This is a genomic window from Ureibacillus massiliensis 4400831 = CIP 108448 = CCUG 49529 (assembly GCF_000772965.1).
In the GTDB taxonomy this organism is placed as follows: Bacteria; Bacillota; Bacilli; order Bacillales_A; family Planococcaceae; genus Ureibacillus; species Ureibacillus massiliensis.
This window is the reverse complement of the sequence record NZ_JPVQ01000064.1, coordinates 1-13326: the sequence shown is the minus strand read 5'-3', so window position 1 is coordinate 13326 and position 13326 is coordinate 1. Positions and strand designations below refer to the sequence as shown.

At 35.3% G+C, this 13326-nt stretch carries 9 protein-coding genes, 1 other RNA gene and 1 other annotated feature; of the genes, 1 reads left to right on the top strand and 9 read right to left on the bottom strand.

The genetic code is table 11. The features are described 5' to 3' along the window. Positions 1-82: 82 nt before the first annotated feature. From CD30_RS17820 to hisS, 4 genes are all read right to left on the bottom strand, one after another. Positions 83-844 carry a tRNA threonylcarbamoyladenosine dehydratase gene (locus CD30_RS17820; RefSeq protein ID WP_036180031.1) on the bottom strand — a complete coding sequence of 254 codons (762 nt, stop codon included), beginning with the start codon at positions 842-844 and terminating at the stop codon, positions 83-85. 153 nt (positions 845-997) lie between these two features. Continuing rightward, positions 998-1185: non-coding RNA, 6S RNA (gene ssrS / locus CD30_RS19930), on the bottom strand. 136 nt (positions 1186-1321) lie between these two features. Then, positions 1322-3082, bottom strand: coding sequence for an aspartate--tRNA ligase (aspS, locus tag CD30_RS17815; RefSeq protein WP_036180028.1), 1761 nt, complete (start codon positions 3080-3082; stop codon positions 1322-1324). Between the two features lie 22 nt (positions 3083-3104). After that, positions 3105-4373, bottom strand: coding sequence for a histidine--tRNA ligase (hisS, locus tag CD30_RS17810; RefSeq protein WP_036180025.1), 1269 nt, complete (start codon positions 4371-4373; stop codon positions 3105-3107). A 125-nt stretch (positions 4374-4498) separates the two neighbouring features. Next, positions 4499-4746 (bottom strand) — a binding site (T-box leader). A gap of 232 nt (positions 4747-4978) precedes the next feature. On the opposite strand from hisS, the gene CD30_RS17805 reads away from it, so the two are divergent. After that, positions 4979-6538, top strand: coding sequence for an N-acetylmuramoyl-L-alanine amidase (locus CD30_RS17805; protein ID WP_036180023.1), 1560 nt, complete (start codon positions 4979-4981; stop codon positions 6536-6538). Positions 6539-6588: 50 nt separating this feature from the next. Here CD30_RS17805 and dtd read toward each other — a convergent pair whose 3' ends face one another. The 5 genes from dtd to CD30_RS17780 all read right to left on the bottom strand — a co-directional run. Further along, a complete protein-coding gene (dtd, locus tag CD30_RS17800) occupies positions 6589-7029 on the bottom strand; it encodes a D-aminoacyl-tRNA deacylase (protein WP_036180021.1) in 441 nt (146 codons plus the stop codon). A gap of 22 nt (positions 7030-7051) precedes the next feature. Beyond that, positions 7052-9244 carry a RelA/SpoT family protein gene (locus CD30_RS17795; protein WP_036180019.1) on the bottom strand — a complete coding sequence of 731 codons (2193 nt, stop codon included), beginning with the start codon at positions 9242-9244 and terminating at the stop codon, positions 7052-7054. Positions 9245-9468: 224 nt separating this feature from the next. Then, a complete protein-coding gene (locus CD30_RS17790; protein ID WP_036180017.1) occupies positions 9469-9981 on the bottom strand; it encodes an adenine phosphoribosyltransferase in 513 nt (170 codons plus the stop codon). 12 nt (positions 9982-9993) lie between these two features. After that, positions 9994-12330: a single-stranded-DNA-specific exonuclease RecJ gene (gene recJ, locus CD30_RS17785; protein WP_036180015.1), complete on the bottom strand. Its 2337-nt coding sequence runs from the start codon at positions 12328-12330 to the stop codon at positions 9994-9996. Between the two features lie 153 nt (positions 12331-12483). Continuing rightward, on the bottom strand, positions 12484-13326 hold an 843-nt coding region (locus tag CD30_RS17780), incomplete at its 5' end, for an ISL3 family transposase (protein WP_036180013.1).

The following is a 13326-nucleotide window of genomic DNA, read 5'->3' as shown; positions in this document are numbered from 1 at the left end:
AGTGAACTTTCATCACCTAGTTGACGGACATGCCCGGCACACAAAAAGACAAAATCATAATAATGATTTTGTCGCCGTACTTTTATTGTTGTACTCGTGTTATGTGAATATCTTTTAAAATTTGATTGATTACCCAGCTTGCAGCTACTAATCCAGCTACAGAAGGTACAAAGGCATTTGAAGAAGGTGGCATTTTTGCTTTACGAATTTGTGCATTTGGATTCCCTACTTCTTCAACAACATCAGGACGAACTACAATTGGAGATTCGTCAGAAAAGACGACCATGACCCCTTTTTTAATACCTTCTTTACGTAATTTTGTTCTGATTACCTTTGCCAAAGGGTCCGTATGAGTTTTTGAAATATCTGCAATTTGGAAGCGTGTCGGATCCATTTTATTAGCAGCTCCCATACTTGAAATAATTGGGATATTTCGTTTTAAACATTCTTTCATTAAATGGATTTTGTACATCACCGTATCTGAAGCATCAATGACATAATCAATATTTTGCTCAAAAAACTTCTCATAAGTTTCTTCTGTGTAGAACATATGCATATCAATTACTTCACACTCTGGGTTTATATCTGCTATTCGTTCCTTCATCACTGCAGATTTTGACTTACCAACAGTTGAAAGATACGCAACTAGCTGACGATTAACATTCGTAATATCTACATTATCTTTATCTACTAGAATGATTCGACCTACGCCACTTCTTGCACATGCTTCAGCAGCGAAAGAACCTACGCCGCCGATTCCCAGTATGGCTACGGTTGCATCTTTTAATTTTTCTAAACCTTCTTTACCTATTGCTAATTCATTTCTCGAAAATTGGTGTAACATTTAAAATGCCTCTCAATCTATATTATTCTACTCGGGATTATAACACATTTAATTATTTGTAGAAAGCAACTTTAATGATTATTGTTAGTTTGTCACTTTAAACTAAAAAAACTCCCCTCATTTTGAGGAGAGCAAGTAAGGAGTTTAGGAATTACGAATCCCAAAGTGCCACGTTTCTTTCAAATCTGTTTTGAACCCGTTGCTTACAGGTGGGTGCCCTCTTCTGCTTTTTAAACTTCCCGTACTGATGCAGGCATGTTTGCCAAGTAGAAATTTGAGCTCCCTACGATTTATTGTTCGGTCAAAACTTGTTATTTGTTTAGTAAACATTTCAGGATTCGTGTTGTTATTTATATTATCACAAATAATCAGAATTTTCAAATTACATTTACAAAAAAATATTATATTTTTTTGGTTTTATTTACTTTTCTGACTTTAAATAATGAAAGGGCGCCTCAAAAAGAGCCGCCCATCATATTAATTATTGATTTTTAAGTGCAATTCTTTTAATTGCGCTGGTGAAACTTCACTTGGTGCATCTGTTAGTAAACAGCTTGCAGTTGCTGTTTTAGGGAATGCAATTGTATCTCGTAAGTTCGTACGCCCTGCAAGAAGCATTACAAAACGGTCAAGACCAAATGCTAAACCTCCATGTGGCGGAACTCCATATTCAAATGCTTCAAGTAAGAATCCAAATTGTTCTTGAGCCTCTTCTTTAGTGAATCCAAGTAATTTAAACATTTTTTCTTGAAGGTCGCGTTCGAAAATACGTAGTGAACCTCCACCAAGCTCATAACCATTTAAGACGATATCATATGCTTGCGCACGTACTGCCGCTGGATCTGTATCCATTTTTTCGATGTCTTCATCAAATGGACGAGTAAATGGATGGTGAGCAGCAGTATATCGTCCTGCTTCTTCATCATACTCAAGTAAAGGCCAATCAGTAACCCAAAGGAAAGCAAATTGAGATTCATCAATTAAGCCTAACTCTTTACCTAATTTCATACGTAATGCACCAAGAGATGCAGCTACGACTGGTGATTTATCTGCAACGAATAATAATAAGTCACCTGATTCAGCATTTGTCGCACTTGTGATTTCCTCTACAATTTCACCTTCGAAGAATTTAGCAATCGGCCCTGTGAAGCCTTCTTCAGTTACTTTAATCCAGGCTAAACCTTTTGCACCGTAAATTGATACAAATTCAGTTAATGCATCGATATCTTTACGAGTATAGTTGTCTGCGTTTCCTTTTACGTTTATCGCTTTTACTTCTCCACCATTTTCAACTGCTTGTGCAAAAACTTTAAATGATGAATCTTTAACGATTTCAGAAAGCTGGATTAATTCTAAACCGAAACGTACATCTGGTTTATCAGAACCGTAGCGATCCATTGCTTCTTTATAAGGCATACGTTGTAATGGTAACTGGATTTCAATATCCATAACTTCTTTCATTACCGTTTGAAGTAATCGTTCATTCATTTCGATAATCTCATCCATTGACATAAATGAAGTTTCGATATCCACTTGTGTAAATTCTGGTTGACGGTCAGCACGTAAATCTTCGTCACGGAAGCAACGAGCAATTTGGAAATACTTTTCAAAACCAGAAACCATTAATAATTGTTTAAACAATTGCGGTGATTGTGGTAATGCATAAAATTCACCTTCATGTACGCGGGATGGCACTAAATAATCTCGCGCACCTTCTGGCGTTGATTTTGTTAAAATTGGTGTTTCCACTTCTAAGAATGATTCATTTTGTAAGAAATTACGAATTGATCGAGTAATGTCAGAACGTAATTTAAACGTGTTATACATAACTGGACGACGTAAGTCTAAGTAACGATATTTCAAACGAGCTTCTTCATTAATTTCAACTTTGTCCTCGATTGCAAACGGAGGTGTTTTTGCTTCGTTAATAATAATAATGTTTGAAGCAACTACTTCTATTTTACCTGTTTTAATATTCGGGTTTACTTGACTTTCATCACGTAAAATAACTTCCCCTTCTATTTCAACTACGTATTCGCTACGAATTTTATCCGCAATTGTAAGTGCTTCTGGTGCTTGATCACCAAAGACAACTTGAACAATTCCTGTACGATCGCGCACATCAACGAAAATTAAACCACCCAAGTCGCGACGTCGTTGTACCCATCCTTTTAATACAACTTTCTGTCCTTGGTGTTGTTCTGTCAATTCTCCGCAAGCATGTGTTCTTTGAGCCATGATTATTTCCTCCATTGTATTCCTATTTATGTTCTAGTAAGTAGTTCACTAATTCACTAAGTTCAACTTTTTCTTCATTTCCTGATTGCATTTCTTTAATATTTACACTTGCTTCTTCAAGCTCTGTTTCTCCAATTACTATTACATATTTCGCACCAAGACGGTCAGCTGACTTCATTTGCGCTTTCATTTTACGATCAATATAATCCATTTCAGCTGAAATCCCTTTTGCTCGGAATGAACTTAATAATTCAACTGATTTTTTCTTCGCTTCTTCGCCCATTGCCACAACATAGATATCTAGTGAATCCTCTACATCTAGTTCAATTCCTTCAGCTTCTAAAGCTAGAAGAAGTCTTTCAATGGATAAGGCAAAGCCGATTCCTGGTAAATCGGGACCGCCCATTTCACTTACTAACCCGTTGTAGCGTCCTCCACCACAAAGTGTTGTGATTGCACCAAAGCCGCTAGCAGTGCTCATAATTTCAAAGGCTGTATGATTGTAATAATCAAGCCCACGTACTAGATTTGGGTCAACTTCATAATCAATACCAAGTATCTCTAAATATTCTTTCACTTTTTCAAAATATCTTGCAGAAGATTCATTTAAATAATCCGTTAATTTTGGTGCAGTACCCATTAAAGGATGCTCATGATCCACTTTACAATCCAAAATTCGTAATGGATTTTTTTCTAAACGATTTTGGCAATCGTTACAAAACTCACTGATTGAAGGTTTAAAGTGATTTATAAGTGCTGTACGGTGCGCATCACGTGTCTCTTTATCTCCTAATGAGTTAAGATGTAATTTAATATCTTTAAGACCTACTGATTGATAAACATCCATTGCCAAAGCAATAACTTCTGCATCTATTGCAGGATCACTACTTCCAATCGCTTCTACACCAAACTGTACAAATTGGCGATAGCGTCCAGCTTGTTGACGTTCATATCGGAACATTGGCCCAATATAAGAAAGTTTCATCGGTTGATCTGGTACACCAAACATTTTATGTTCAACATAGGCTCGAACTGTTGAAGCAGTTCCTTCAGGTCGAAGTGTCAATGAACGACCACCTCGGTCTTCAAATGTGTACATTTCCTTTTGGACGATATCCGTTGTATCACCAACACTGCGTTGGAAAAGTTCTGTTTGTTCGAACATTGGAGTACGAATTTCTTTATAACGATAAACACGAGATAATTCACGTAGCACTGACTCAACCTTTTGCCATTTTGGTGTTTGTTCAGGCAATATATCTTGTGTTCCTCGAGGTACTTTAAATGACATTGAATTTTGCTCCTTTCATAATGAGGTTATCTTAGCCCTTAATAAACATTAGACTAGTACAACATTCGCGCTTCATATTTAAATGAACTGAAGGCAAAATAAAAAGCTTCCGTCCATTGCAAAATGCAAGGGACGAAAGCTGTTGACTTCCGCGGTTCCACCCTAGTTGATGTACTTTTCGTTTAAATTATGTACACCCTCTCAATTCTCGGATAACGGCCGATTCCGTTTCCCCCTACTTTTACATATGTAGTTCGAAGGAAAGCCTCTCAAGTGTTGTTCACATAAACTTACTGTAGGAAAGATTTCAGCCTAGGTCTTTCCCTCTCTTGTCAGAATAGGTCAATGCTACTTTCTTGGTCATTGGCAAAGATTCTTTTATTCACATTACTTCTTATCTTACGTTTAGGACTTATTAATTGTCAACCATTTTCTTTAACTAACACAAACATAGTTTTTCCCTTAATATAATCTTAAAATATATCAATCCAACAAAATAACTATAGATTTTATCATTTATTTCCTTTTACAATAGAAGAAATAATAATTTGAAATTTATTTCTTCATTTCCATGTAAAGCCCCCACTGATGAAAGGAGGTTTATTTTGAAAAAAATCTATTTATATATTTCGTTACTATTCATCGTATTAATGATCCTTGTATTTACTCAGGGTAATCAATCTGAGATGACTGTCGATGCAAGCGATGATCTTGTTGTTTCTAGTAAGAATCTATCGTTACGTGAAGGACCAGGATTGTCCTATCCTGCCATTGATCAAATCAAAGAAGGACAAGCTCTTACAGTAGTTGAAGAGCAAGGCGAATGGATTTATGTTGCGGCCGAAAAAAATAAAGGTTGGGTTCCTTCATGGCAAACAACAACCAATAACAAACAATCGGATACTTCAAAGATTAAAGTAGCAATATCTCAAGTTAATGGTTTGAATGTACGTTCGCAGCCTTCAACCTCTGCCCCTGTAGTTAAACAGCTTTTTACAGGCGATGAAGTATATATTGAAAAGATAGAAAAAAATTGGGCAAAGGTTACGAATCATAATGAAGTGAACGGTTGGGTGTCTACCGACTATGTTGCTATAAACGAAAAAGAAAGTGAAGAAATCAATCAGAATACAACTCAAGAGAAGACAGATGATCCGTTAAGACATTTTACAATTACAATTGATGAAATAAATGTTCGAGACCAACCAAATCTATCATCCAATATTAACGGTATTGCAAACAAGGATGATGAATTTACTGTTTTGGAAGTAAAAAATAATTGGGTGAAAATACAATTAGATGAGGAAAATGAAGGTTGGGTTTATCAATTTTACGGAACGTTCCAATCAAATTCCAAATCTGAAGTTTCAAACGATACTGTTACCATTATCTATAACGGCACAAATCTAAGAGAATCCCCTTCTACTACTTCTTCAGTCGTTACTCGAGCCAATGCAGGTGATTCTTTTAATATTGTCTCAAATGAAGGTGAATGGTATGAAATCGCTATTAATTCCGAACAAAATGCATATGTTGCTAATTGGGTCGTTTCAACGAATTCGAAACAAGACAGTCCTACCGACGAAGATGAACCTAAAGCAAATCGCAAAAAAGGAACCCTTGACGGATTAACTATCGTCCTTGATCCAGGGCATGGTGGAAATGACCAAGGAACTGCTGGGTATCGAGGGACTATCGAAAAAGAAGTGACACTGATTACAGCAGAATTACTAAAATCGAAACTACAAGATGCAGGAGCAACAGTTTATTTAACTCGAGAATTTGATGAATATATTGATTTACGGAAACGGGTTTCCTTTGCACATATGAATAACGCTGATGCGTTTATTAGCCTTCACTATGATGCCACGGAGGATACTTCTATTTCTGGATTTACCACTTATTATTACCACTCATATCAACAAGAGCTTGCACAATATGTAAATGAAGGGTTAGCAAGCAAAGTGGCATTGAGAAATAGAGGGGCTCAATTAGGTAATTATTTAGTGTTGAGAGAAAATTATCAAAATGCGATATTGATAGAACTTGGATATTTGAGTAATCCTACAGAAGAACGCATTATTACAACAGATTTTTATCGTGAACAGGCTACACTTGGAATTTATAATGGAATTTTAAATTATTTTGATGCTCAAATCGAATAGAAAAATGCGTGCAATAGGCCATAACCATTTGCACGCATTTTTATTTTTTATCATTTCGATTCAACAATAATTGTTACTGGACCGTCATTAATAAGTGACACATCCATCATTGCTCCAAAAATACCCGTTTCAACCTTTAAACCGAGCGCTCTTAATTCCTCATTAAAGGCTTCCCATAGTGGTAAAGCACTTTCTGGTCTTGCAGCATCAATAAAACTCGGTCTTCTACCTTTTCTTGTTTCTGCATAAAGGGTGAATTGAGAAACTGATAAAATGTCTCCCCCATGTTCTAAAATAGAATGATTCATCTTACCTTCTTCATCTTCCCAAAGTCGAATTTCTGATACCTTTTTTGCTACATACTTTACATCTTCAATAGTGTCGGAATGGGTAAGACCGACTAATAGAACATATCCATTTTCAATAGCGCCCGTAACTTCACCATTTACAGTGACGGAAGCTTGTTTACTTCTTTGTATTACTACTCTCATCTTTAACCCTTCTAACGTAAAGTTAATTTATAACACGTTGGACAGAATAAATGTCCGGTAATTGTTTAATCCGTTCTACCACTTTATGCAATGCCGTAATATTGGAAATTGAGATTGTTAAATGTAACGTTGCAATTTTATTGTAATCTGCCTTTCCAGTCACAGCTAAAATATTTACTTTTGTTTCCGTAACTGCATGCATTACATCATTTAATATACCCGGTCGATCAAATGCAGAAACTTCAATATCAACTGGATATTCTTTTCTTAAATGATTTTCACTATGCTCCCACTCAACTTCAATCAGTCGTTCGTTGTCACCATCTTTAATGTTCGGGCAATCTGCTCTATGAACTGAAACCCCTCTTCCTTTTGTAATAAAACCAACAATTTCATCACCAGGTACAGGTGTACAACAGCGGGATAAGCGAATTAGTAGATTATCGATTCCTTTAACGACAACACCTGATTCTGTACGTTTTTTTGTCGTCGGATTTTGCATTTCCTTAACAATTTTTTCAAGAGCCTCTTCTTGCTCACGTTCTCTTCGTTTCTTTTCTGCAAGTCGATTAACAAGCTGCTGAGCTGTTATACCACCAACACCAACTGCTGCATATAGGTCCTCTTCATTTGTAAAGTTTAGTTTATCAAGGACGCGTTTTATATTTTCAGATGAAAGAACTTCTTTTACATCAAAGTCTTGTGCCTTAATTTCTTTTTCAACAAGCTCTTTACCCTTCAACACATTTTCTTCTCGTAAATGCTTTTTGAAAAATTGTTTAATTTTATGCTTAGCTTGAGAGCTTTGGGCAATTTTTAGCCAGTCTCTACTTGGACCAAAGGATTGTTTGGACGTTAAAATTTCAATAATATCGCCTGTTTTCAATGGTGTATCTAACGGAACCATTTTGCCGTTTACTTTCGCACCAATTGTTCGATTACCTACTTCTGAATGGACTCGATAGGCAAAATCAATAGGCACTGAACCAGATGGTAGTTCTATTACTTCTCCTTTAGGGGTGAAAACATAAACCATATCAGAGAATAGATCAAATTTTAAAGATTCCATAAATTCTTCCGCATTTGAAGATTCATTTTGGAATTCTAATATTTCTCGGAACCATGTAAGCTTTTGGTCAATGCTTTCTTTGTTGTTATTAACGTTCTTTCCTTCTTTATATGCCCAGTGTGCAGCAATCCCGTATTCAGCGATTTGGTGCATTTCTCGAGTACGGATTTGAACTTCTAATGGATCCCCGTAAGGACCGATAACTGTAGTATGGAGGGATTGGTAAAGGTTTTGCTTTGGCATTGCAATATAATCTTTAAAGCGACCTGGCATCGGTTTCCAAAGAGTATGAACTATTCCTAATACTGCATAGCAATCTTTTATACTATTTACTATAATTCGTACGGCTAATAAGTCGTATATCTCATTAAATTGTTTATTTTGCAGAACCATTTTACGGTAAATGCTATAAATATGTTTTGGACGACCATATATTTCTACATCAATTTCTACTTCTTGAAGTTGACTTTTAATTTCTGACATTACATTTTCTAAATAGGCTTCTCTTTCAACTCGTTTTCTCTTCATGAGGCTAACGATGCGATAATATTGCTGAGGATTTAAATAACGTAATGCTGTATCTTCTAATTCCCATTTGACTTTTGAAATTCCTAGGCGATGAGCAAGTGGTGCAAATATTTCTAAAGTCTCATTTGAAATTCTTCGTTGTTTCTCAGAAGATAAGTGTTTCAATGTTCGCATATTATGTAGACGATCTGCTAGTTTAATTAAAATAACACGTATATCTTGTGCCATAGCAACAAACATTTTTCGATGATTTTCTGCTTGCTGTTCTTTTTTAGATAAATATTTAATCTTACCTAGCTTTGTAACACCATCGACTAACACTGCTACTTCTTCATTAAACTCATTTACGAGATCTTCACGTGTAACAGATGTGTCCTCAACAACATCATGAAGAAATCCAGCAGAAACTGTTTCAGGATCCATTTGAAGGTCTGCTAAGATTCCTGCTACTTGTATTGGATGAATTATATAAGGTTCCCCTGAACTACGAAGCTGCTCTTTATGCGCTTCATTAGCAACTTCGTACGCCTTTTTAACGAAATTCACATGTTCTTCATTCATATATGTTTTGACTTTCGCGAATACATCTTCGGGCGTCAAAATTTGCTCTTTCGCCATTAGTTGTCCACCTTGCTAATATATTTTCATAATAGATATATAAATTTTATTGTATAAAAATTATATATAGTATGTAAAGACATGTAGTTGAATCCATGAATAAAACATGAATTTTTGTCTTTTTTTTGAACAATGCATCTATTTAGGCAATTTTATCATGCCACTAGCACTATGTAAAAATACCTCTTTCATCTTTTTAAATAAATGAAAGAGGTATTTTAAGTTTAGTAAGAAATCAATGTTTTAATTGGGTAGTTACCAATTTTTCCACGTCCGTTTAATTCAGACAGCTCAATAATAAAGGCACATCCTGCAACCGTACCACCTAATTTTTCAATTAACTTGATCGTTGCTTCAACTGTACCACCAGTAGCTAGTAGATCATCAACGATTAAAGCCTTTTGTCCCGGTTTAATCGCATCTTTGTGCATTGTTAGAACATCTACTCCATATTCGAGACCATACTCTACACGAACAACATCTCTTGGTAGTTTTCCTTCTTTACGAACTGGTGCAAAACCAATTTCAAGTGCATAAGCAACAGGGCAACCAATGATAAATCCGCGCGCTTCTGGTCCAACGATAACATCTGCTCCCACTTCTTTAGCAAATTCTACGATTTGATCTGCTGCATATTTAAAAGCTGGACCATTATCCATAATGGTTGTAATGTCTTTAAAGCTTATTCCTTCTTTTGGCCAGTTTTCCACTGTTGTAACATATTGTTTTAAATCCATTATTAAATCCTCCTAATAGGAATAATCATATTCCATTAATATTGCATCAAACCATTGTTTTAACTCCTGATAATTTGCATATAAAAACTTTTGCTCTATTTCTAACTGTTGCATACGTAATTTATATGTAGGTGCTTCCTCTAAGGATCGTTTAGGAGCTTCCTCTACCACATTCGTCAAACCATTACTTATTGTAACAAAACCAAGCTCTAAAAACACGGTTGTCATAAATTTTATCACTTCAATATTCAACCCAATTTGTTTAGACAATTGTTCAATAGACGCATTTAAATTAAAGGATGGTCTTTTCTTTAAAAATGTATAATACCATCCAAAATGCTCTCTTGTCGGCATTCCATTGAAAAATTGTGGATTTTCCGTATAAAATATTGCATAAATTCTTTTCGGCTTATATCTACTAACTACTTGTTCAATATCTATGATTGATAATGGTAAATCTAAAAATACCATGTAGGCTTTCTCACTTGGCATAACTTCTTCTTTATTGAACAAGTAAATAGGTTCTGAAATCATTGATTGAAAATACTGAACTGTATCCTCTTTAAAGGCAATAAATATGGACTCCTCTTTTGGAACATGTTGAAGCCATCGTGTAGAATTCCCTTTACCTCTATAATCGAAGAGTTGCCATTCATTTGTTTGTACATCAGAAATCATTAGTTGGGGTTTTTTCTTTCCTTGCCACTCATTTATTTGTAAATCCCCTACAAAAGATAAATTAACACCATATGAAATTTCATCGTGAAGATGTCCTTTATCAAAGCCAATTGCATCAATAACTCCAAAATCATCTTCTAGTTCCATCTTAATATGATTCTTTGCTGCACCAATTATTTTCATGGAACGGACCCTTACTTTTTCAATTGCATATATTGGTTTCGTAAATCCTGTCCCAAATGGTCCGAGTTTTTTAATCTCTTCTATTGCCTCGACCGTAATTTCCCCTAAATCTAGTGGCACATCTATTTTTAATTTAGGTGTTAATAATTCATCTGTTAAACAGTCAAAAGCTTGGGAATGCAGCCTCTGACGTAATTCATCCACATGGTCTAATGAAAAGGTCATACCTGCTGCCATAGGATGCCCACCAAAATGAGGTAAAATATCTCTATTTTTTGCAAGCTCATTATACATATGGAATCCTTCAATACTACGCGCTGACCCTTTTGCCGTTCCTTTTTCATAATCTAATGATAAAACAATCGTTGGTCTGTAATATTTTTCAACTAAACGTGATGCTACAATACCAATAACACCTGGATTCCAACCTTCTTTAGCAATAACTAAAACTAAAGAATTGGCAATCTTCTCGTCATTTTCAATCATGGCAATCGCTTCTTCAGTTATTGTATTGACAATGGCTTTACGCTCTGAATTTTTCTTATTTAATTGATTTGCTCCTTCAATGGCATTAACTGAATCCTCACTCATTAAAAATTGCACACCAGGTGAGGCATCTCCTAGGCGCCCAATCGCATTTAATCTTGGGCCAAAATAGAAACCTATTGTATCTTCATCGATTTCACGTTGCTCAACTCCCGCAACTTCGCATAATGCTCGTACCCAAGGATTTTTAGATCTACTCATATATTTAATACCTTGCTGTACTAAAAATCGATTTTCTCCAACTAAAGGTACTAAATCGGCGACTGTTCCAATTGATACAAATTCAAAAAGATGTGTAGGCACATCACCATATAGAGCATGGGCCAATTTAAATGCAACACCCACTCCAGCTAATTCTCCAAATGGATAATGTCCTTCTGGTACTCTAGGATGAATAATAACATCTGCAGGAGGTAAAACATCCCCTGCCTCATGGTGGTCCGTTACAATAACTTTCATTCCAAGTTCTTTTGCAACACGGACGGGTTCTATCCCACTGATTCCATTATCAACAGTTATAATTAATTTGACCCCAGTTTCATATGCTTTTCGAAAAAGTTCCTCATGTGGACCATAACCATGAGTAAACCGATTCGGTATCATAAAGTCAACATTTGCACCTAGATCATATAATGTGCGTAGCATTACTGTTGTACTTGAAATACCATCTGCATCGTAGTCTCCATATATTAGTATTTTTTCTTCATGGTCTATTGCATGTTTAATCAGTTGAACGGCTTCTTCCATTCCATTTAATAAATACGGATTATGTAATTGACTTTCATCTATGTTTAATAATGCATGAGCTTCCTCTGAATTAACATATCCTCTAGCTGCAAGTATTTTTGCTGAGATAGAAGAAATTCCTAGCTCTTGTTGTAATTGCTTAATCACTTGGTCATCAAGCTTTTGTACAACCCAATTTTTATTTGATTGAATCATCTTCGTCACTTCCTCACGAAGTCCATTATACCGAAAATCTAAAGAAATATCGTTCTAGGAAACTATTATTTTTTTTAAATATCTCATTAAATTTTTTCCTTTTTTTGGTTCAATTTCAAATGTTGGGGTGATGTTATCTTCACATCACCTTTTTCATCCTAAATGAATACCGATTTCTTTATATTGATTGCTTAATAATATTTTACCTTTATAATGCTCAAATTTCTTAAAGCCGTAGGCATTTCGTTTAATAACTTTCGATTTATTATTTATCCCTTCTAAAAAGCCGTTAGAGTAACCGTAACTGAAACTATTTAATATCTCTACCTGCCAATTTTTAAAGGTTTGAATTGCCTTAATAAACGCAGGAATATTTGATTCTTCAACCTGCTTGTAGAATTCAAATAATTTTACTTTTATTTCTTTTATGTCATTCGTTATTTTCGCCCAGTCTAACCATTTACAATAAGCTTCTTTAAGTATGTATGCTTGTTTTAAAACATCTGACATTCCGAGATAACGATTTAAGTACCAGCGATCCTTTTCCTTTAATTTCTCTTTTCTCTTATACAATACATGCCGCATCCTTTTACACTGTTTGCGATCATAAGCATGCCATTCTTTCTGAACGATTCTACGAACCTCGTCTAATGCCCAGTAAATATAACGACTATAGTGAAATCGATCGGCCACGATTACAGGTCGACTTAATGCCTTTTTAACAGCTTCTTTAAAATGAGGATTCATATCCATCACTACGACATTAACTGAGGAACCAAATTTTCTTAAGTAATCTTTAATTGTATTTTTACGACGGTTGGGTAAGATATCAAGCGGTTCGTGTGTTTCTGCATTCGCAATAATGAGCTGATATGTTCCTGCATCTGTATCGCCCTTATATTCATCAATAGCGATATGCTTAGGTAATTCAACACCACTAGCCAATTTATCATTTAAAACAGAATCAAACCTACGAATAATTGTTGTAATTGATGT